The organism is Curtobacterium sp. Csp2, assembly GCF_013347165.1.
Map to the genome: position 1 here is coordinate 3816890 of NZ_CP054593.1, position 20879 is coordinate 3837768.

The window sequence follows — 20879 nt, forward strand, 5'->3', positions numbered from 1 at the left end:
GCCGCGATCCTGTTCGGGTGAGCGGCGGGTGCCGTTCCGCGCGTGGGGTGCCGATCTGCGCATCGGAGGCCGTTCCGCGCATGGTGGGTCGTTCCTTCCGGCCCACCATGCGCGGATCGTCCTCCCATCGCGGACGCGATGGGTCGGAACGACGGACTGGAGGATCGGGGTAGCGTCCGACGCATGACGCGCGCAGTCCTCGTCTCCCGTTCCACCCCGCCCGCCGTCACGCAGGTCGACGTGCCCGAGCCCGACGAGGGCGAGGCCCTCGTCGACGTCACGTACTCGAGCGTCAACTACAAGGACGGCCTCGCCCTCGCCGGCAACCCCGGCGTCGCCCGGGTCGACCCGCTCGTCCCGGGCATCGACGTCGTCGGCACGGTGTCCGCGCTCGGCCCCGGGGTGCACGACGTCGCGATCGGCGACCGGGTCGTGTGCAACGGCGCGGGCCTCGGCGAGACGCGGCACGGCGGCTGGGCCGAGCGCGCGGTCGTCCCCAGCGACGCCCTCGTCGTGCTGCCGGACGGCATCGAGGACTCCTTCGCCGCCGCGATCGGCACGGCGGGCTTCACGGCGATGCTGTCGGTCCTCGCCCTCGAGCGGCTGGTCGCGCCGGACGACGGCCCGGTCCTGGTCACCGGCGCCTCGGGCGGGGTCGGCACGGTCGCGATCGCGCTGCTCGCGGCGCGTGGGTACCGGGCCACCGCCTCGACGGGGCGCACGACGAACGAGGCCTCGCTCCGCAGGCTCGGTGCGACCGAGGTCGTCGACCGGAGCACGCTCGCCGAGCTCGGGAAGCCCCTGCAACGGGCGACGTGGGCGGGCGCGGTGGACAGCGTCGGCGGCGCGACCCTGGCGAACGTCCTCGCCGCGACCCGGTGGGGCGGCGCCGTCACGGCGTGCGGTCTGGCGCAGGACTCGGCGCTCCCGACGACCGTGATGCCCTTCATCCTCCGCGCGGTGTCGCTCCTCGGCATCAACTCCGTCGAGGCCCCGCTGCCCCTGCGGCAGCGGGCGTGGGACCGGCTCGCGACCGACCTCGACCCGGCGCTCCTGGCGGACGTCACGCGCACGGTCGACCTCGAGCGTGCGATCGGCGTCGGCGCGGACGTCGTCGCCGGGCGGGTGCACGGCCGGACGGTGGTCGACCTCCGCGCCTGAGCAGCGGCGGCGCGGGTGAGAGTTCGGCTCGCGGGTGATTTGCCAAACGCTTGCACACTGACACGCTAGGTTTGGTACACGGCACACACCGGACCCGTGAGGAGCACCATGCCCGTCCCCAAGTCGACCGTCGACAACTCGCCCCGCAAGCTCCTGCGGGACGTGGTGCTCGAGAAGATGCTCGCCGCGATCCAGGACGGCACCCTGCAGGCCGGTGAACGCCTGAACGACGACGAGCTCGTCGCCTGGCTCGGCGTCAGTCGGACCCCGATCCGTGAAGCCATCGCGAAGCTCGTCGACTACGGCCTGGTCGAGATGGAGGCGAACCGCTACACCCGCGTCGCGTCACCGACCCGCGAGCAGTACGACGACGCGTTCCAGCTGCTCTTCGGTTTCGCCGAACTCGCCGCCCGCTGGGCCGTGCCCAACCTCGACGACGCCGCGGTCAAACAGCTCGGCAAGCTCCTCGACCAGGCCCGCAAGCACGCCGACGCCGAAGACCGCTCCCTGAACGACGACGTCGACGCGCTCATCGCGTTCCTCGTCGCGCACTCGGGCAACGAGCTGCTCATCAAGACCGCCGAGGGCATCGTCAACCGCGCGAAGTTCGTCCGCATCGGGCAGCCGGAGTTCGTCTTCTGGGACGTCAAGCACGGGCTCGACTCGTTCCGCGCAGCGGCGAAGGCCCGCGACGGCGAGGCCGCCGGAGCGGTGATCCGCAGCATGTCGCGCGCGATGGCCGAACACCTGGTGGAGATGCGCGCCGCGAACGCGAGCGCCTGACACCCGCGGACCGGGTCGCCCGACCGGGCAGACTGGTCGGGTGACCGACGTCCTGCTCCACGCCGAAGCCCTCCGTGTGACCCGGTCCGGGCGGGACCTGCTGCACGACGTGTCGTTGACCGTCCGCGGCGGGGAGCACTGGGCGCTGCTCGGGCCGAACGGCGCGGGCAAGTCGACGCTCCTCGCGGTCCTCGGGGCGACGAGCCACCCTTCCGCGGGCACCGTCGACGTGCTCGGCCGACGGCTCGGACGCGTCGACGTCCGGGAGCTCCGCGAGCACATCGGGCACGTCGACCCCCGCCACCGGGTGACGTCGCCGCTGACCGTGCTCGAGGTCGTGCTGACCGGCGCCACCGGGACGACCGACCTGATGATGCGGTGGTCACCCACCGCGGACCAGCTCGCCACCGCACGGGGTCACGTCGCGGACGTCGGCCTGGAGGCGCGGGTCGACGCCGCCTGGCCCGTCCTGTCCCAGGGCGAGCGCGGTCGTGCACTGATCGCCCGCGCGCTGATGTCCGAGCCCCGCCTGCTGCTCCTCGACGAGCCGGCCACGGGACTCGACGTCGCCGCACGGGAGCACCTGCTCGACACCGTCGACGCGCTCCGACTCCGGCGTCCCGGCCTCGGCAGCGTGATGGTCACCCACCACCTCGAGGACCTGCCGACGTCGACCTCGCACGCGATGCTGCTCCGGGACGGTGCCGTCGTGGCCCAGGGGCCGGCCGACCGGGTCATCACGTCCTCCGCCGTCTCGCACGCCTTCGACTTCCCGCTCGCCGTGGTGCGGACCGAGGGCCGCTGGCACGCACGCCGGGCGGCCTGACCACCGATCCCGCCCCGGGACCCCGCGAAACGCAACGTCGGCGAGTTCGCGCAGCGGTACGGCGCTGCGAGGAACCGCCGACGTTGCGTTCTGCGAACGCCGCCGTCGATCGGCCCCTACGCCGTCGCGGCAGCGGCCGCCTTCGCCGCTGCCGGCAGCGCCTCGAGCACGCGGCCGACTGCACGGTCGTCGTGGGCGGCCGTGACGAACCACGCCTCGAAGACACTCGGCGGCAGGGTGACCCCGGCGTCGAGCATCGCGTGGAAGAACGGCGCGTACCGGAATGCCTCCTGTGCCCGGACGTCGTCGTAGTTCCGCGGCGCCTCGTCCAGGAACGCGAACGAGAACAGGTTCCCCGCGTGCTGCACGGTGTGCGCCACCCCCTCGGCGGACAGCGCGGCGCTCGTGGCCTCGGCGATCGTCGCCGCGGTCCGGTCCAGGTGCGCGTACACCTCGGGCGTCGCGGCCCGGAGCGTCGCGGTGCCGGCGGCGACGGCGAGCGGGTTCCCGGACAGCGTGCCCGCCTGGTACACGGGGCCGAGCGGAGCGAGGAAGTCCATGACCTCCCGACGGCCGCCGAGGGCCGCGAGGGGCATGCCCCCGCCGATGACCTTGCCGAACGTGACGAGGTCCGGCTTCCACCCGATGCCGTCCGGCACGGTGTTGGACGCCTCGAGCCCCCACCAGCCGGCGGGGCCGACCCGGAAGCCGGTGAGGACCTCGTCGACGATCAGCAGCGCGCCGTTCGCCTTCGTGATCTGCGAGAGCGCCCGGTTGAAGCCGCGCTCCGGGGCGAGGACGCCCATGTTCGCGGCGGCGGCCTCGACGATCACGGCGGCGATGCGCTCGGAGTGCTCGTCGAACGCACGGCGCACGGCGTCCAGGTCGTTGTACGGCAGCACGAGGGTCTGCGCGGCGGTCTCCGCGGTGATGCCCGCGCTGCCGGGGAGCGCGAGCGTCGCGACGCCCGAGCCCGCCTCGGCGAGCAGGGAGTCCGAGTGCCCGTGGTAGTGCCCGGCGAACTTCACGAGGAGGTCGCGGCCGGTGTACCCGCGCGCCAGACGGATGGCGGTCATCGTCGCCTCGGTGCCCGTGGACACCATGCGGAGCTTCTCGATCGGCCCGTCGCCGTCGACCTGCACCCGCTGCTTGACGAGCTCGGCGAGCTCGGTCTCCCCCGGGGTGGACGCCCCGAAGGACAGCCCGCGGGACGCCGCCTGCTGCACGGCCTCGACCGTGCCGGGGTGCGCGTGCCCGAGGATCGCCGGGCCCCACGACGCGACGAGGTCGACGTACTCGCGCCCCTCGGCGTCGGTGACGTAGGCGCCCTTCGCGGCGGTCAGGAAGCGCGGGGTGCCCCCGACGGAGCCGTACGCGCGGACGGGCGAGTTCACGCCGCCGGGGATGCTGTTCTTCGCTCGAGCGAAGAGCTGGCCGTTCGCTCCGGACTGCGCTGCCGTGGTCGCCGTCGTGGTGGTCATTCGGGGGCCTTCCCGGTCGAGGCGACGCCGGACACCGCCGCGGTGCTGCCGGTCGTGCGCAGGCCGGCCTCCTGGTTGAGCTGGCGCGCGACGTCCACCGCGAAGTAGGTGAGGATCGCGTCAGCACCGGCACGCTTGATGCCGACGAGGGCCTCCATCGCCGCGGCGTCGCGGTCGATCCACCCGTTCTGGGCGGCTGCCGTGATCATCGCGTACTCGCCGGAGATCTGGTACGCCCACACGGGGACCTCAGAGACGTCGGCGGTGCGGGCGAGCACGTCGAGGTAGCTCATCGCGGGCTTCACCATGACGATGTCAGCGCCCTCCTCGATGTCGAGCAGGACCTCGCGGAGCCCCTGCCGACCGTCGGCGGCGTCGATCTGGTAGGTCCGGCGGTCGCCCTGCAGGGTCGACGCCACGGCCTCGCGGAACGGCCCGTAGAACGCGCTCGCGTACTTCGCCGAGTACGCCAGGAGCGCGGTGCCGCTGTGCCCGGCGCTGTCGAGGGCGTCGCGGGCGGCGGCGATCTGGCCGTCCATCATGCCGCTCATGCAGACGAGCTCGGCGCCGGCCTCGGCCTGGGCCACCGCCATGTCGCGGTAGCGCAGGAGCGTCGCGTCGTTGTCGACCGAGCCGTCGGCCGCGAGCACACCGCAGTGGCCGTGGTCGGTGAACTCGTCGAGGCACAGGTCGGACTGCACGACGAGTGCGTCGCCCACCTCTTCCTTCGCGATGCGGATCGCGACGTTGAGGATGCCGTCGGGGTCGGTCGCGCCGGACCCCTCGGCGTCCTTCGTCGTCGGCACGCCGAACAGGTTCACGCCGCCGACGCCCTGCTCCGCGGCCTCGTTCAGCGCGCGGCGGAACGAGTCGAGGGAGTGCTGCTGCACGCCCGGCATGCTCGAGATCGGGATCGCGGACGCCGTGCCCTCGCGGATGAACATCGGCAGCACGAGCTCGGCGGGGTGGAGCCGGGTCTCGGCGACGAGTCGTCGCATGGCGGGGGTGGCGCGGAGCCGACGGGGGCGGACCTGCGGGAAGCGTCCGGTCACGATGACCTTCCTGTTCTGGGGTTCGGGTGGAGGGTCTCGACGACGGCGTCGAGGAGGGCTGCTGCGGACCGACCGCGGGCGACGACCTGCACGGGCAGCCCGGCTGCACGGGCGGCGTCTGCGGTGGCGGGTCCGATGCACGCGACGAGCGTGCGGGGATCGAGCGGGGTCATCCGGCGGACGACCTGCTGGGCGACGCTCCCGCTCGTCACGAGCACGGCGTCTGGTGGCGGGACGAGCACGACCGGGTCGTCGCCCGTCCCCACGGTACGGTACGCGACCACGTCCGACACGTCGATGCCGCGGGCCCGCAGTCCGTCGACGACCGTGGGTGCGGCGATCTCGGAACGCGGGAACAGGACCGGCCCGGCGGTGTCCGGCAGTGCGGCCACCAGCCCCGCGGCGGACTCGTCGTCCGGCACCAGGTCGACGGGCCAGCCGGCCTCGCGGGCGGCGCGGGCGGTCGCCTCGCCGACGCAGGCCACGGCCACCCCGGCCGGGAGGCGCATGGTGCGTCCGGCGACCACACGGACGGCCGTCGCACTGGTCACCACGAGCCACGGGGCACCGGGCGCGACCCCGTCGTGACCGGTGCGGTCCGCGGGCCGCGCGCCGAGCCTCCTGTCTGGATCCGCCCCGAGGCGGGCGAGGGCCGCGTCGAGGGCTGCCGGGTCCGCCGGCGGTGCGTCCGTGATGAGCGGGACGACGACGGGCTCGAGCCCGCGTGCACGGGCCGCTGCGGCGACCTGGTCGCCCCACGCGCCCCCGCGCGGGACGAGGACGACCGGGGGCCGTGCCTCGTCCGCGACGGGGGTGCTGTCGTCCGTGGTGACCGCCTACTCCGCGGGGGTGGCCAGGCCGGGCCCGGCCGAGTGGTCGCCGTCGGCCGGCTCCCGTGAAACGGACGAGGCGAGGTCGGCCAGCTCGGCCGCACCGTTCTCGAGCAGCTCCGCGGCGACGCGACCGGCGACCGCGAGGGCCTCGTCGAGCCGGTCCTGCGCCGAGCCGTCGAGGTGGGCGGCGTGCGACGCCGTGCGGTACTCGGACCCGTCCGGGCGGTAGACCGTCGCGGAGACGAGCAGCAGCTCGGCGTCCACGACCGCCGTCGCACCGATCGGGGCGGAGCAGCCGGCCTCGAGCTTGGCGAGGACCTCGCGCTCCGCCGTCACCGTCAGGCGCGTCGGGGCGTGGTCGAGCTTCCGGAGTGCGGCGAGCAGGTTCTTGTCCGTCTTCGCCGTGCTGGTCAACACATCCGTCCGGATCTCGACCGCCAGCGCACCCTGTCCGGGCGCACTCGGCCAGAAGCCGAGGTCGAGGAGCTCCGTCGCGGCGTCCAGCCGGTCGATCCGACCGAGACCGGCGGCGGCGAGCACGACCGCGTCGAGGTCGTCCTCGACCCGGCCGAGCCGGGTGTCGATGTTGCCGCGGATGTCCACGACGTCCAGGTCCGGCCGCTTCGCCCGGAGCTGCGCGACCCGGCGGGGCGAGCCCGTGCCGACCTTCGCGCCCTCGGGCAGGGTGTCGATCGTCGCGGCGTTCCGGGCGACCAGGACGTCACGGGCGTCCGCACGCTTCGGCACCGACGCGATCGTCAGGCCGTCGTACGGCGCCGTCGGGAGGTCCTTGAGCGAGTGCACGAGCACGTCGACCTCGCCCGCGACGAGCGCCTCGCGCAGGGCGCTGGCGAACACGCCCGTCCCGCCGAGGCTCGCGAGCGACGCACGGTTCGTGTCGCCCTCGCTCGTCACCGTGACGAGCTCGACGGGCCGACCGGCGGCCTTCGCCAGCCGGTCGGCGACGTCCTGCGACTGCGCGACCGCGAGCCGGCTGGCGCGGGTGCCGAGCCGGATCGGGGCGGGGCCGTCGGACGCTGCCGAGCCGTCGGTCGTCGTCGGCGCGCTGTCCGCGTCCGTCACGGTGCGACGCCGGCCGCCGCGGGCTTGAACCCGGCGCGGACGTTCTCGCAGCAGCCCGGACGGCACACGTCGTACCAGGGGCCGATGTCGGTCAGGTGCGGGCGCTCGCTCGTCGGCGTGCCGTTGACGCGCTCGAGCACGAGGTCGACCAGGCCGGACACGTACGCCGGGTCCACACCGGGCGTCTGCGTGCGGAGCGACCAGAAGCCGAGCTCACCGGCGGTCTCGGTGGCCTCTTCGTCGAGGTCCCACATGACCTCCATGTGGTCGCTCACGAAGCCGAGCGGGACGATGAGCACGGCGCGGGTCGGGCCGCCCTGGAGCTCGTCGTTCATGTAGTCGTTGATGTCGGGCTCGAGCCACGGCTGCGACGGGGGGCCGGAGCGCGACTGGTAGACGAGCTTCCAGGCCGGCTTCGACGTGCCACGCAGGTGCGCGTGCTCGGGCTGCTCGAGCAGTTCGTTCCACGCCTGCTCGAGGACGACCTCGGCCACGGCGAGGTGCTGTGCCTCGTACGCGCCGTGGTCGTCGAACCCGCGGAAGTCCGGGCCGGACTTCGCGGCGTCCGAGGACGGGATGGAGTGCGTCGAGAACAGGACGTGCAGCTCGGTGGCGACGTCGAGTCCGTCGTTCTCGGCGATCGCGCGGGCCATGCCGTCGCGGACGCCGTCGACGAACGGCCGGACGAAGCCCGGGTGGTCGAAGAACTGGCGGACCTTGTCGACCTGGATCGTGTCGATCAGACCGGTCTCGGTGAGCACCCGGGCGTAGTCCTCGCGGTACTGGCGGCAGCTCGAGAACGACGAGTAGGCGCTCGTGGCGATCGCGATGAGCTTCGTGAAGCCCTTGTCGGCGGCCTCGGTGAAGGCCTCTTCGAGGTAGGGCGCCCAGTTCCGGTTGCCCCACAGCACGGGCAGGTCGATGCCACGCTGCGCGAGCTCGGCCTCGAGCGCCGCCTTGAGGGCACGGTTCTGCGCGTTGATCGGGCTGACACCGCCGAAGTGCCGGTAGTGGTGCGCGACCTCCTCCAGCCGCTCGTCCGGGATCCCGCGGCCGCGGGTGACGTTGCGGAGGAAGGGGATGACGTCGTCCTGGCCCTCGGGACCACCGAAGCCGGCCAGCAGGATCGCGTCGTACGGGGTCGGGACCTCGACGTGCTCCGGGCCGTCGGCCGCGGCGGGCGTCGCGGCGAGGACCGTGCCCCGCCCGTTCGAGATCTGACTGGTGTCGGTCACGACAGCACCTCCGGCAGTTCGGCGGTCGTCACCCGACGACCGGTGAAGAAGGGGACCTCTTCGCGCACGTGCAGGCGCGCCTCGGTGTAGCGCAGGTCGCGCATCAGGTCCACGAGGTCGACGAGCTCCGGGCTCTCGAGCGGCAGGATCCACTCGTAGTCGCTCAGGGCGAACGTCGCGATGGTGTTGGTGAGCACCCGGCGGTACTTCGCGCCGGCGATGCCGTGGTCGCGGAGCATCTTCGAGCGCTCTTCCTCCGGCAGGAGGTACCACTCGAACGACCGGACGAACGGGTACACCGTGATCCAGGCCTCGGGGTCCTTGCCGCGCAGGAAGGCGGGGGTGTGGCGCTTGTTGAACTCGGCCTCGCGGTGCATGGCCATGACGTGCCACACCGGCTCGGCGTCCTGGAACAGCCCCGTGCGACGGACCTCGCGCAGGACCGCCTGGATCGCCTGGGCGTCGTCACCGTGCAGCCAGATCATGACGTCGGCGTCCGCGCGGAAACCGGACACGTCGTAGAACCCGCGGATCGTGACACCGCGCTCGGCGGCCGCGGCCACCACGGCGTCGAGCTCGGCGACGGCGTCGTCACCCGGACGGTGGACCGGGCCGAGCGGACGGCGGAAGACCGCCCACAGGGCGTACGCCGTCAAGAGGTTCGGGTCGATGCCCGAGGAAGGGTCTGTCTCGTGTGCGGGGGACTGCACGTCGGAGCTCATGGGTCCTCGTCCTGTCGGTTGCCTGGGTCGTGGGTGCGCGCCGCGTCCGGAGGACCACCGATGGGGCGGTCTCACGCCGTCGGAGCACCGCTACGACGATACTCCCGACCACTGCCACACCGGCTGCGAGCCCCGCCAGGTAGGGCACGGGCTTCTCGTCGATCCCCCGCTTGACCTTCGACGCGGCGATGCCGAGCTGCTTCGGGACGTTGAGCTTGTCCTCGATCGCGTCGAGGGTCTCGAAGAGCTGGTCGCGGTCCGCCTGGACGCGCTTCGCCAGGTCGTCGTGCTGGTCCGTCACGGTTCCTCCGTCGGGGTGCTGGTCGCGGTCGTGCTCGTCAGGACCGGATGCCGGGTCGGCTCGAGGGCTTGTTGCCCATGCCCTTCACCGCGTTGATGTCGTCCTTGACGCTGTCGATCGTGCGCTTCGGGGTGAGCGGCAACGCCTTCTGGAAGCGCTTCCACCCGATCAGTCCGAGGATCGCGGCGACGATCAGCATGACGACGGCGACGATCAGCGCGGCGAGCCACGCCGGCATCACGACGGCCAGGCCCATCACGGCCGCTGTGAGCAGGACGCCGATCGCGTAGAGCAGGACGACCAGGGCGCCGACGAGGAGCCCGGCGGCGAGGCCGATGATCTTCGCCTTGCCGATGAGCTCGGCCTTGAGCAGGTCGATCTCGCCCTTGACCAGGTTCTTGACGAGCTTCGGGACGTCCCCGACCAGACCGAACAGCGAGCGGGACCCACGGGAGCGGGTGTCGCTCATGAGGTGTGGGCGTCCTTCTTCTGACCGACCTTGCGGACGACCTTCTTCGTCTGTTCGCCGACGAACTCGGCGACGTCCGGGGTCTTGTCCTGGATGAAGTCCTCGGCGACGTGCACGCCCTTCTGGACGCCGTTGCTGTTCCAGATCTTGCCGCTGACGGTCTTGATCTGCTCGTACCGCGCCCGTCCGGCTCGCGATCCCAGGACGTACCCGAGTGCGGCGCCGGCGACGAACAGGAGCTTGCCTCGCATGTGCGAATCCTCCGTGGTTTCGGTGTGCGGTGGTCATGCGCCGAACGGAATACGTCCGGCGTCCCACCACAGTAGCCCTCGAGGGGTCCCCGGTCCGCTCAGGATTCCAGGACGCGCTCAGCGGACGCCCGGGCCGCGGCCACGATGCCCGCGAGTCCGCGGCCGCTCGAGGCCTCGCCGATGCCCTCGACACCCTCGGCCAGACCGGCCGCCGTCAGATCCGGCCCGTACCAGCGGACGCGGGCTGCGCCGGCCACCCGGTCCGGGGTCACCGGCACGCCGAGCAGGGCGGTGGCGTCCCGGGTGGCGCGGGTCCCGACCGCGTCGTCCGGGTCGACCGGGAGGCTCGTGGCCACGCCCGCCGGGTCCGTCGCGTCGTCGTGCGGTGCGGTCGCGTAGCTGAGGCGCAGGACGTGGCGCCCGCCGGCCGCCTCGGCGAGCCACGGCCACTTCGCGGTCGCGTGCGTCAGGGCCTTCGCGCTGACGCCGTCGGCCTCCGGGTGCACGAGCATCCCGGTGCCGCGCGGCGCGGCGTCGAGCTCGGGCTGGTCGACGACGATCGTGACGAGCTCGATGCCGGTGCGGTCGGGAGCGGCGGTCCGCATCGGGTCGGCGGTGGACGACAGCACGACCTGCGCCGGGATCCGCTCGCGGGTGCCGCGGGCGGTGACGACCTCGACCGCGTGCCGCTCGACCGCGGTCGCCCGGGTGCGCATCCGGACCTCGACGCCGTACGTCTCGGTGTCCACCACGAGTTCGTCGACGAGCCGGACGATGCCGCCGCGGATGCCCTGGACCGCGGAGCCGGCGGCGGCGCGGGAGCGCAGGGCCAGCACGGCGCGGGCGAGGGACCCCTCGCGCTGCAGGGCCGCTCGGAGCCCGGGGGCGACGCGATCGGGGTCGAGCTGGTCCGGGTGGGTCGAGTACACGCCGCCCGCGACCGGCACCACCAGGTCGTCGAGCACGCGCTCGCCCATGCGCTTCCGGACGAGGCCGCCGAGCGACGTCGCCTTCGCGCCCACCGGGGACGGCAGCAGCGAGTCCATCTGCGCGCGGAAGCCCCCGCCCTGGCCGATCACCGCGGTGACGTCGGCGGCCATCGGGGTCCCGGGGATGCCGAGGAACCCGGTCTGCGGGATCGGGGCCGTGCGGCCGTCGCGGGTCATCAGCCAGGCGCCGCGGGGGTCGGGCGACACGATGTCGTTGCCCAGGCCGAGCTCGGTCGCGAGCCGCGCGACGGCGTCGGTCCGGGTCGCGAACGACTCCGCGCCCATGTCGAGGTCGAGTCCCGCGACCGTGTGCCTGCGGAGCATCCCGCCCAGTCGGTCCCCCGCCTCGACGAGCACCACGTGCGCGCCGCCCTTCGCGAGGTCCCGGGCGGCGACCAGGCCGGCGACCCCGCCGCCGACCACGACGACGTCGGTCACGCGGCGGTCTCCTCGCCGTCACCAGCGCCGTCGGCCGCGCCGCTCCCGAGCGAGTGGGCCAGCTCGACGACGCGGGTCAGCACGGACGGGTCGGTCTCCGGCGGGACGCCGTGCCCGAGGTTCACGACGTGCGCCCGGGCCGCCCCGCCGCGGCGCACGACGTCGCGGACGTGGGCCTCGAGCACCGGCCACGGGGCCGACAGCATGGCGGGGTCCACGTTGCCCTGCACGGTCACACCGGGGCCGACGCGGCGGACGGCCTCGTCCAGGGGCACGCGCCAGTCGACGCCGACCGCGTCCACCGCGAGCGTGTCCGCCGGGTCGCCCATCGTCGTCATCTCGTGCAGGACCTCGCCGCTGCCGACGCCGAAGTGGATCCGCGGGACCCCGAGGTCGGCAACGTGCGCCAGCGCCGTGGCGGAGTGCGGGGCGACCGAGGCGACGTAGTCCGCACGCGAGAGCGAACCGACCCACGAGTCGAACAGCTGCGCGGCGGACGCCCCGGCGGTGACCTGCGCCCGGAGGAACGCCCCGGAGACCCCCGCTGCCCAGTCGAGCAGCCGGGCCCAGGTCTCGGGCTCGGCGTGCATCATCGTGCGGGCGCGGATGTGGTCCTTCGACGGGCCGCCCTCCACCAGGTACGCGGCGAGCGTGAAGGGCGCACCGGCGAACCCGATGAGGGGCTTCTCGCCGAGCTCCGCCACGGTCCGCTGCACGGCTTCGGTGATCGGTGCGAGCGCCGCCGGGTCGAGCGGCTCGAGGGCGTCCACGTCGGCCGCGGTGCGGATCGGCGACCCGAGCACCGGCCCGCGACCGGGGACGATCTCGACGTCGACGCCCGCGAGCTTGATCGGCACGACGATGTCGCTGAAGAAGATGCCGGCGTCCACACCGTGACGGCGCACCGGCTGCAGGGTGATCTCGGACGCGAGCGCCGGGTCGAGGCACGCGTCGAGCATCGCGGTGCCGACCCGCAGCTCCCGGTACTCGGGCAGCGACCGACCGGCCTGCCGCATGAACCACACCGGGAGCGTCTCCGGCCGGTCCCCGCGGAGCGCCCGGACGAGCGGCGACCCCGAGGTCCGACCGGTCACGAGCGGGTGGGAATCGGGCAGCGCGGGGGTGGTGGCGTCGGTCACCGGACGATTCTGCCATCGGTCGCGGGGCTGTCCATGAGCACGCGGTCAGCGAACAGCCCGCGCAGCGATCGCGGGTTACGATGGAAGACGTGCTCATCTGTCTCACGGCGTCGCACCGCAACGCCAGCTTCGATCTCCTGGAGCGACTGAGCATCGGCGCACCGACCGCCGCGAGCCGTCTGGTGACGGACTCCGACGTGCTCGACGGAGCCGTCGTCCTCGCCACCTGCAACCGCTTCGAGGCCTACCTCGACATCGCGGGCGACGACCGCGACTCCGCCGTGTCGGCCACCGTCGACGCCGTCGCGACCGCGAGCGACCTCGTGCCCGCCGAGGTCGCCGAGTCCGTCCAGGTCCTGGGCGGCGGGGACGTCGTGCAGCACCTGTTCGCCGTGTCGAGCGGGCTGGAGTCCGTCGTCGTCGGCGAGACCGAGATCTCCGGCCAGGTCCGACGCGCGCTCGAGGACGCCCGCGCGAACGGCACCACGACCTCCGAGCTCGAGCGGCTCTTCCAGGAAGCCGCGCACACCTCCCGCGGCGTCAAGACCCGCACCCGCATCGGCGCCGCCGGACGCTCGCTCGTCCGCCTCGGCCTCGAGCTCGCCTCCTCGCGCATCACCGACTGGGCGCACACCCGCGTGCTGCTCGTCGGCACCGGCAGCTACGCCGCCACGACGATCGCCGCGCTGCGCGACCGCGGTGCCGCGAACATCCAGGTCTTCTCGCCGTCCGATCGCGCGCCGTGGTTCGCCGCCAAGCACGACCTGGTCGCCGCCACCGACCTGCGCGGGGCGATCGCCTCGAGCGACGTCGTCATCACGTGCACCTCGAGCGAGGTCCCGGTCGTCGAACCGGCCGACCTCGACGACGGACAGCGCCGGATCGTCATCGACCTCGGGCTCCCCCGCAACGTCGACCCCGACGCCGCGGACGTCGACGGCGTCGAGCTCCTCGACCTCGAGACGATCAGCATCCACGCGCCGATCGCCGAGCTGAACGCCGAGTCCGAGGCGCGCCAGATGGTGGACGACGCCGTGTCCCGCTTCCGTGCCCAGGCGCTCGAGCAGTCCACGACCCCGGCGCTCGTCGCGTTCCGGAAGCACGTCTTCGACATCCTCGACGACGAGATCGAGCGGGCGAAGCGCCGTGACGCCGACCCGGAGTCCGTCGAGCAGACCGAGCGCGCACTCCGGCACCTCGTCGGCGTCCTGCTGCACCGCCCGTCCGTCCGCGCCCGCGAGCTCGGCCGTGCCGGGCGCGGCGAGGAGTTCGTCGGCGCCCTCGACGCCCTCTACGGCGTCCACCCCGAACCCGAGGCCGAGCTGCCGTCCCCCGTCGTCCCGCTGGCCGACCGGACCGCACCCGTCGCGGACCGGACCGACGCGGCGGACGCGAGCTGAGCCTCCAGACCGGTCCCCCGACGCTGCGTGTCAGCGCCCTCCTGCTGGTCCGCGACCGGCGCGTCCTGATGGTGCGTGCGCGCGGACGAGACGTCCTCTACCTGCCCGGCGGAAAGGCGGAGCCGCACGAGACCGACGTCCAGGCCGCGCTGCGCGAGGCCGACGAGGAGATCGCGGTGCGGCTCACCGCCGCCGACGTCGAGCCCTTCGGGACGGTCACGGAACCGGCGCACGGACAGGCTCCAGGGACGATCGTCGCGATGGCGCTCTTCCTGGTCCGACCGGGAGGCGCGTCGGACACCGCCTCGCCGGTCGCCTCCGCAGAGGTGGACGAGGTGGAGTGGGTCACGTCCGGGGACGCGGACCGGTGCCCGCCGGCGGGCGTCGAGACGCTCCGCCGGCTGGTCGCCGCCGGTCTGGTCGACTGAGCCCGACCAGGCTGTGGGCTACTGGTCCTTGTCGGTGTAGTGCCCCGCGGCCTCGCCCAGGGTCGGCTCGGCCTCGCCCGGGATGTCCGACTCGACGTACTCGCCCTCGTCGCGGCCGTCACCGGCGCCCTCGGGTCGGGCCTCGCCGGGGATGTCGCTCGACACGAACTCGCCGGCGGGCTCGTTCGACGTGACGTGCTCGTCGCCGGGGATGTCGCTGTCGACGAACGCTCCGGCGCGGGGCTCGACGCCGTCCGCGCGGCCCTCGTCGCCGCGTGCCTGTTCGTGCTTGCCTGCCATGTCCGACCTCCGTCGCTCGTGTGGCGTGGCTGGTGCCTCGTCGTCGCGAGCATGCTCGGCGCGGCTGGGCGTGCGCCGAGACCCGTCCCCCGGGCCGGGTGTTGCGTTGCAGCATGCAGCGGAACGCGAAGACGATCGTCGTGTCCACCGCCACGGGCCTGCTCGCCGTGGTCGCCCTCGCCGGGTGCTCGTCGGGGCCGGCTCCGTCGGTGACCAGGACGGTCACCGCGTCGGCCACGCCCGGGTCCTCCGCGTCCGGGACGCCGTCCGCCGCCGGCCAGGCGGCACCGTCGCCCGGTGCCACGCCGACCGGGACCGGGGGCGCGGCCGACGGTTCCGGGACGACCTGCACGGTCTCCTCGCTCGCCGGCGGGACCGAGGCCGGCAGCGGTGGCGCCGCCGGGAGCACGATCATCCACCTGACCCTGCGGAACACCGGCTCGACGACGTGCACCCTCCAGGGCTGGCCCGGTGTCTCGTTCGTCGGGGACGGCGACGGGACGCAGATCGGTGCCGCCGCGACGCAGGACCGATCGTCGGCGCACCCGACCGTGACCCTCGGACCGGGACAGATCGCGGTGGCTCCGCTGAAGATCGCGAACGCGCAGAACTTCTCGAACGCCGCCTGCTCGCCGGTCGCCGCGGACGGCTTCCGCGTCTACCCGCCGGGGTCGACGGAGTCCCTGTTCGTCCGCGCGTCGGGCTACACCGCCTGCGCCGAGTCGAGCGCGGCGCTGCTCGACGTGCAGGGGCTCGTGCCCGAGGGGCAGGCGACCGACTGACCGCGGTCAGCGGTAGGACGGGGCGTGCACGACCTCGAGCACCTCGGTACCGAGTGTCCGGAGCGCCTCCACCACCCCGAGGCGTCGCTGGAGCGAGGCGTCGTCGAAGGTCACCGTGACGGCGTAGCTCACCGACGACCCCGGCCCGCGGAGGATCCCGGCCTCCGCCCGCACCCCCGTCGACGACCCCGTCACGACGACCGCCTGCAGACCGTGGTCGAGCGCCCGGTGCGCCAGGGGGTCGAGACCGAACGAGCCCGCGACGAGGGACAGGTCGCTCGCCAGGGACAGCCAGCCGAGCACCCGGTTCGACACGGCCTCGTCGACGACCTCGCCGAGCGCCAGACCCCGCATCAGCCAGGCGAGCTCGCCGGTGGGGGCCACCGAGGCGTCCGGGGCGTCGTCCGGCCCGCGGCGGTCCCGGACGCGGTCGATCAGGGCGGTCCGCTCGATCCCGAGCGCCTCCGCACGCTCCCGCACGGCGTCGATGCCGACCGTGGAGAGCAGCGCGTTCATCGCCCAGGAGTCGGCCGTCGCACCGACGAGCGTCGCGAGGTCGGGGACCTGCATGGTCGGTTCCTGCAGGAACTGCCACAGGCCGGCACCCGTCGCCGTGTCCCGCGCCATGCGCTGCAACCGGTCCCCGTGCAGGCGGCCGTCCTCGAGCTGCGCGGCGGTCTCGATGAGGAGCAGGACGCGTCCGAGGCTCGCCACGGGCTGCACGAGCGTGTCGTCCACCGCCAGCAGGGCCCTGCCGGTCGAGGTGTCGATGACGGACGCACTGACGGACGCACCGTCCCGGGCCAACGCACCCAGTGCCTCCAGGCCGGCCGTGAACCGCTCGTCCGCACCGCCGCGGTGCCGTCCGCGCGCACGGACGCCGTCCGCGGCGTCGACGTGCTGTCGACGCCGCGGACGGCGGGTGGAACCCGGTTCGGAGGACGCGGACGCGTCCGGTTCGGTCATCACCAGATCGCGACGCGCTCTGCCGGGTCGAGGTACATGGCGTCCTGCTCGGTCACGCCGAAGGCCTCGTAGAAGCCGTCGATGTTCCGCACGACCTGGTTGCAGCGGAACTCCGTCGGCGAGTGCGGGTCGATCGAGAGCAGGCGTGCTGCCTCTTCCGGGCGGATGGCCATCCGCCAGGCCTGGGCCCAGCTGAGGAAGAACCGCTCGGCGCCGCTGAGGCCGTCGACCACGGGCGGCTCCTGGCCGTCGAGGGACAGCAGGTACGCCTTCCACGCGATCGACAGACCGCCGAGGTCGCCGATGTTCTCGCCGATGGTGAGCGCGCCGTTGACGTGGCCGTCCGGGACCTCGGTCGGGACGAGGGCGTCGTACTGCGCGATGAGCGCCTTCGTGCGGTCCTCGAACGCGGCACGGTCGGCCTCGGTCCACCAGTTCTGCAGGCGGCCGTCCCCGTCGTACTGCGAGCCCTGGTCGTCGAAGCCGTGCCCGATCTCGTGCCCGATGACGGCGCCGATCGCGCCGTAGTTCGCGGCGGCGTTACGGCCTGCGTCGAAGAACGGGAACTGCAGGATCGCCGCGGGGAACACGATCTCGTTGAAGCCCGGGTTGTAGTACGCGTTGATCGTCTGCGGGGTCATGAACCACTCGTCGCGGTCGATCGGCTTGCCGATCTTGCCGAGCTCGCGGTCCACCTGGAAGGACGCGACCGCGCGGACGTTCCCGAGCAGGTCGGTCGGGTCGACGGACAGCGCCGAGTAGTCGCGCCACTTCACCGGGTAGCCGATCTTCGGCGTGAACTTGGCGAGCTTGTCGAGCGCGCGGGCGCGGGTCTCGTCGGTCATCCAGTCGAGCGCGGTGATGCTCTGCCGGTAGGCCTCGACCAGGTTGGCGACGAGGTCGTCCATCTTCGCCTTGGAGGTCTCGTCGAAGTGCTCCTGCACGTAGATCCGACCGACGGCCTCGCCCATCGCACCCTCGACCAGGGAGACGCCGCGCTTCCAGCGCTCGCGCTGCTTCGGCGCACCGGTCAGAGCCGTTCCGTAGAACGAGAAGTTCGTCGCGGACAGCGCGCTCGTCAGGTAGGCCGCGGATCCTCGGACGACCTGCCAGCGGAGCCAGTCCTTCCACGCCTCGACCGGCTCGCGGTGCAGCAGCGCGACCAGCCCCGTGATGAACGAGGGCTCCCGCACGACGACCGTCTCGAAGGCGCCGGCCGGGGCGTCGATGGCGTCCACCCAGTGCTGCAGGTCGGTGCCGCGGGCGAGTCCGGCGATCTCCGCCCAGGGCATCTTGTTGTAGGTCTTCTGGCTGTCGCGGGTCGTCACGTTGTCCCAGTGCTCCGCGGCGAGCGCCGTCTCGAGCGCGATCACGTGGTCGGTCCGCTCCGCCGCGTCGTCGAAGCCCGCGAGCGGGAACATCGCGGCGACGAACTCGCGGTACTTCGCGCGGATGTCGGCGAACCGGTCCTCGCGGTAGTACGACTCGTCGGGCAGCCCGAGGCCGGACTGCTCGAGGAACACGACGTACGACTCGGGGTCGCCCGGGTCGTTGTCGACGAAGAGCTGCAGGAACCCGGGAAGCCCGAGCCGTTCGAAGCGGCCGACCATGCGGACGACGTCCTCGACGGAGTCGACCGCGTCGACCTCGGCGAGCAGGGGCTCGATCGGCTCCGTGCCGAGCGACTCCAGGTGCTGCTCGTCCGTGAAGGACGTGTAGAGGTCGCCGACCTTCCGCTCCTCGGTCCCCGGAGCGGCCTGCTGGGAGCGCTCGACGATCGCGCGGACGGCTTCCTCGGCAGCCTCGGCCAGCACCGTGAACGAGCCGTACCGCGCCTTGTCGTCGGGGATGGGCGTCGCGTCGATCCACGAGCCGTTCACGTGCCGGTACAGGTCGTCCTGCGGTCGGACCGCGGGGTCGAGCTCGTCGGTCGTGATCCCGGAGCCGAGGGCTCCCGAGGTCTGCGTGGTCCCCGTGCTCGGGTTCCCTGGCGTGGGTGCGACGTCCGTCATGCGTCCACGATAGCCACCACCACCGGCTCGGCACCCGGTCAGTGGCCACCCCTGTGGACGACCCCACAGGGTGCCGGCGGCCCGGTACGGTCATCGCATGGGACTCGGCTGGAAGCTGCACGGGGACGGCGCGACCGTCTCCGCCTCGACGATCGTGGCGCCGGACGAGCGCCTGAGCTGGGGGCGGACGATCGGCCTCGGTGTCCAGCACGTCGTCGCGATGTTCGGCGCGACCTTCCTGGTCCCACTGCTGACCGGCTTCCCACCGTCCACCACGCTGCTCTTCAGCGGTGTCGGGACCCTCCTCTTCCTGCTCATCACGGGCAACCGGCTGCCGAGCTACCTCGGTTCCTCGTTCGCCTTCATCGCACCGATCGCGGCCGCGACGAAGATCGGCGGCATCCCCCTCGCCCTGTCCGGCATCATCGTCGTCGGCGCCCTGCTCGCGCTCGTCGGCCTCGTGGTGCACCTGGCCGGTGCGGGCTGGATCGACCGGCTCATGCCACCCGTGGTCTCCGGTGCGATCGTCGCCCTGATCGGGTTCAACCTGGCGCCGGCCGCCCGCGACAACTTCACGAAGGCACCCCTGACCGCGGTGGTCACCCTCGCGGCGATCATCCTGGTGACCGTCCTGTTCAAGGGGCTCGTCGGCCGCCTGTCCATCGTGATCGGTGTCGTCGTCGGCTACGTCGTGGCCGCACTGTCCGGGCAGGTCGACCTGTCGAAGGTGTCCGAGGTCCCCTGGGTCGGCCTGCCGACCTTCACGGCGCCGGCCTTCGACCCCGGGCAGCTCGCCGTGTACCTGGGCTTCGTGCCCGTCGTCCTCGCGCTCGTGGCCGAGAACGTGGGTCACGTGAAGGGCGTCGGGCAGCTGACCGGCCGCGACCTCACACCGCTGACCGGACGCGCACTCATGGCGGACGGCCTGTCGACGGTGCTCGCCGGCGCCGGGGGCGGTTCGGCCACCACGACCTACGGCGAGAACATCGGCGTCATGGCCGCCACACGGGTCTTCTCCACCGCCGCGTACTGGGTCGCGGGCATCGTCGCGATCCTGCTCGGGCTGTCGCCGAAGGTCGGGATGGTCATCTCGTCGGTCCCGGCCGGCGTGCTCGGCGGTGCGACCACGGCGCTGTACGGCCTGATCGGCGTCATCGGCATCCGCATCTGGGTCGAGAACAAGGTGGACTTCGCCAAGCCGAAGAACCAGCTGACCGCGGGCATCGCCCTGATCATGGGCATCGCCGACTTCACGTTCTCGTTCGGTGGCGCCACCTTCGGCGGCATCATCGTCGGCACCGTCGCGGCGATCGTCGTCTACCACCTGATGGACCTGGTCGGCCGGGCACGCGGTACGGAGCAGGCCGCACCGAAGGCCTCGGACGCGGCGCACGCCGCGACCGGTGCGGTCCCGGCGGAGCCGCGCGCGGACTGACGCACGGACTGCCGGACGGGAGGATCGTGGCCAGCCCGCCACGATCCTCCCGTCCGGCGTCCCGCCAGCCCGTCAGCCCACCTGCCCGCCTGCCCGCCTGCCGGGACCGGCCGGGTCAGCGGAGGCCGGTGAGGCCGACCACCAGCTGGACCACCGCCAGCACGACGAGCACCACCACCAGGCCGACGGTGCCCCACCGCTCGATGCCCACCCGCAGGGCGGACAGGGGCCGGTGCGCACGCGGACCGGCGGCAGCCGCGAGGACGACCGGCGCAGCGACCGTCGAGGCGGCGACGACCACGAACAGCACGGCCGCCACGACGGCCTGCCCCGGCGCGGGGTCAGCGTCGCCGAACGCCAGTCCCGCGGTGAGCGCGAGCACGAGCGCCTTGGGGTTGCAGAACAGGAGCAGGCCGAGGCCGAAGCCGTGACCGGTGCCGAGCCGCTCGACGGCGTCCGACCACCGGGCACTCGACGGACGCCCGTCGGGCAGGCGCCGTGTCGTCCACTGCCAGACGGCGAGTCCGGCGAGCACCGCGGCGGCGGCGAGCGCCACGACGGCCTGCACCGACGACCCGCCGGCGGTCTCGAGCGGGAGCCGCTCGCCGACGAGGACCGCGACCACGAGCGCCACGGCCACCGCCGTCGCCCACCCGACCACGCAGGCGATCGCGGGTCCGTACCCGCGGCGGTGTCCGAGCAGGAAGACGACCGACGCGATCGGCAGGGGGCTCAGGGCGATCCCGACGGCACCGGGCACGAGGGCGGTCAGGTCCACGGTCGGAGCGTACCG

At 73.2% G+C, this 20879-nt stretch carries 21 protein-coding genes; 7 read left to right on the forward strand and 14 right to left on the reverse strand.

Annotation, left to right across the window (positions count from 1 at the left end; genetic code table 11):
* Positions 1 to 183 precede the first annotated feature (183 nt).
* The 3 genes from HUN59_RS18555 (at position 184) to HUN59_RS18565 (ending at position 2770) form a co-directional block, all read left to right on the forward strand.
* Positions 184 to 1161 carry an MDR family oxidoreductase gene (locus HUN59_RS18555; protein WP_174779219.1) on the forward strand — a complete coding sequence of 326 codons (978 nt, stop codon included), beginning with the start codon at positions 184 to 186 and terminating at the stop codon, positions 1159 to 1161.
* Positions 1162 to 1269: 108 nt separating this feature from the next.
* Complete coding sequence (locus HUN59_RS18560; protein WP_174779220.1) at positions 1270 to 1944, forward strand: GntR family transcriptional regulator; 675 nt, start codon at positions 1270 to 1272, stop codon at positions 1942 to 1944.
* 40 nt (positions 1945 to 1984) lie between these two features.
* Positions 1985 to 2770, forward strand: coding sequence for an ABC transporter ATP-binding protein (locus HUN59_RS18565; RefSeq protein ID WP_174779221.1), 786 nt, complete (start codon positions 1985 to 1987; stop codon positions 2768 to 2770).
* Between the two features lie 116 nt (positions 2771 to 2886).
* Here HUN59_RS18565 and hemL read toward each other — a convergent pair whose 3' ends face one another.
* The 10 genes from hemL to hemE form a co-directional block, all read right to left on the reverse strand.
* A complete protein-coding gene (gene hemL / locus HUN59_RS18570) occupies positions 2887 to 4251 on the reverse strand; it encodes a glutamate-1-semialdehyde 2,1-aminomutase (protein WP_174779222.1) in 1365 nt (454 codons plus the stop codon).
* Positions 4248 to 5303 carry a porphobilinogen synthase gene (gene hemB / locus HUN59_RS18575; protein ID WP_174779223.1) on the reverse strand — a complete coding sequence of 352 codons (1056 nt, stop codon included), beginning with the start codon at positions 5301 to 5303 and terminating at the stop codon, positions 4248 to 4250. Before hemB ends, hemL begins: the two co-directional genes overlap by 4 nt.
* Positions 5300 to 5998, reverse strand: a complete 699-nt coding sequence (locus tag HUN59_RS18580; RefSeq protein ID WP_083519901.1) for a uroporphyrinogen-III synthase — start codon at positions 5996 to 5998, stop codon at positions 5300 to 5302. Before HUN59_RS18580 ends, hemB begins: the two co-directional genes overlap by 4 nt.
* Before the next feature lie 141 nt (positions 5999 to 6139).
* Complete coding sequence (hemC, locus tag HUN59_RS18585; protein WP_441307024.1) at positions 6140 to 7219, reverse strand: hydroxymethylbilane synthase; 1080 nt, start codon at positions 7217 to 7219, stop codon at positions 6140 to 6142.
* A complete protein-coding gene (locus HUN59_RS18590; protein WP_174779224.1) occupies positions 7216 to 8454 on the reverse strand; it encodes a ferrochelatase in 1239 nt (412 codons plus the stop codon). The genes hemC and HUN59_RS18590 overlap by 4 nt, the downstream gene beginning before the upstream one ends.
* On the reverse strand, positions 8451 to 9176 hold the full coding sequence (hemQ, locus tag HUN59_RS18595) for a hydrogen peroxide-dependent heme synthase (RefSeq protein ID WP_058741589.1): 726 nt from the start codon (positions 9174 to 9176) through the stop codon (positions 8451 to 8453). Before hemQ ends, HUN59_RS18590 begins: the two co-directional genes overlap by 4 nt.
* Positions 9177 to 9514: 338 nt before the next feature.
* Entirely contained in the window at positions 9515 to 9946 is a 432-nt protein-coding gene (locus HUN59_RS18600; protein WP_174779225.1) for a phage holin family protein, read from the reverse strand.
* Positions 9943 to 10197: a hypothetical protein gene (locus HUN59_RS18605; RefSeq protein ID WP_058741586.1), complete on the reverse strand. Its 255-nt coding sequence runs from the start codon at positions 10195 to 10197 to the stop codon at positions 9943 to 9945. Before HUN59_RS18605 ends, HUN59_RS18600 begins: the two co-directional genes overlap by 4 nt.
* A 98-nt stretch (positions 10198 to 10295) precedes the next feature.
* Positions 10296 to 11624 (reverse strand): protoporphyrinogen/coproporphyrinogen oxidase, encoded by a 1329-nt coding sequence (locus HUN59_RS18610; protein ID WP_174779226.1) that lies wholly within the window; start codon positions 11622 to 11624, stop codon positions 10296 to 10298.
* Positions 11621 to 12763, reverse strand: coding sequence for a uroporphyrinogen decarboxylase (gene hemE, locus HUN59_RS18615; protein WP_254629944.1), 1143 nt, complete (start codon positions 12761 to 12763; stop codon positions 11621 to 11623). The genes HUN59_RS18610 and hemE overlap by 4 nt, the downstream gene beginning before the upstream one ends.
* Before the next feature lie 89 nt (positions 12764 to 12852).
* Here hemE and HUN59_RS18620 point away from each other — a divergent pair, with 89 nt between their 5' ends.
* Positions 12853 to 14163 carry a glutamyl-tRNA reductase gene (locus HUN59_RS18620; protein WP_174779227.1) on the forward strand — a complete coding sequence of 437 codons (1311 nt, stop codon included), beginning with the start codon at positions 12853 to 12855 and terminating at the stop codon, positions 14161 to 14163.
* Between the two features lie 68 nt (positions 14164 to 14231).
* Positions 14232 to 14591 (forward strand): NUDIX hydrolase, encoded by a 360-nt coding sequence (locus HUN59_RS18625; RefSeq protein WP_083519900.1) that lies wholly within the window; start codon positions 14232 to 14234, stop codon positions 14589 to 14591.
* Between the two features lie 18 nt (positions 14592 to 14609).
* Here the strand turns inward: HUN59_RS18625 and HUN59_RS18630 are convergent, their stop codons facing one another.
* Complete coding sequence (locus HUN59_RS18630; RefSeq protein WP_058741583.1) at positions 14610 to 14891, reverse strand: hypothetical protein; 282 nt, start codon at positions 14889 to 14891, stop codon at positions 14610 to 14612.
* 113 nt (positions 14892 to 15004) lie between these two features.
* On the opposite strand from HUN59_RS18630, the gene HUN59_RS18635 reads away from it, so the two are divergent.
* On the forward strand, positions 15005 to 15673 hold the full coding sequence (locus HUN59_RS18635) for a DUF4232 domain-containing protein (RefSeq protein WP_174779228.1): 669 nt from the start codon (positions 15005 to 15007) through the stop codon (positions 15671 to 15673).
* A gap of 6 nt (positions 15674 to 15679) precedes the next feature.
* Here HUN59_RS18635 and HUN59_RS18640 read toward each other — a convergent pair whose 3' ends face one another.
* Together HUN59_RS18640 and HUN59_RS18645 are read right to left on the reverse strand one after the other, a co-directional pair.
* Positions 15680 to 16639 carry a serine hydrolase gene (locus HUN59_RS18640; protein WP_231049799.1) on the reverse strand — a complete coding sequence of 320 codons (960 nt, stop codon included), beginning with the start codon at positions 16637 to 16639 and terminating at the stop codon, positions 15680 to 15682.
* Positions 16639 to 18651 (reverse strand): M13 family metallopeptidase, encoded by a 2013-nt coding sequence (locus HUN59_RS18645; RefSeq protein ID WP_174779229.1) that lies wholly within the window; start codon positions 18649 to 18651, stop codon positions 16639 to 16641. The genes HUN59_RS18640 and HUN59_RS18645 overlap by 1 nt, the downstream gene beginning before the upstream one ends.
* Positions 18652 to 18748: 97 nt before the next feature.
* Here HUN59_RS18645 and HUN59_RS18650 point away from each other — a divergent pair, with 97 nt between their 5' ends.
* A complete protein-coding gene (locus tag HUN59_RS18650; protein WP_174779230.1) occupies positions 18749 to 20086 on the forward strand; it encodes a uracil-xanthine permease family protein in 1338 nt (445 codons plus the stop codon).
* 115 nt (positions 20087 to 20201) lie between these two features.
* On the opposite strand, the gene HUN59_RS18655 is transcribed toward HUN59_RS18650, so the two are convergent.
* Positions 20202 to 20864, reverse strand: a complete 663-nt coding sequence (locus HUN59_RS18655; protein ID WP_174779231.1) for a GAP family protein — start codon at positions 20862 to 20864, stop codon at positions 20202 to 20204.
* Positions 20865 to 20879 lie beyond the last annotated feature (15 nt).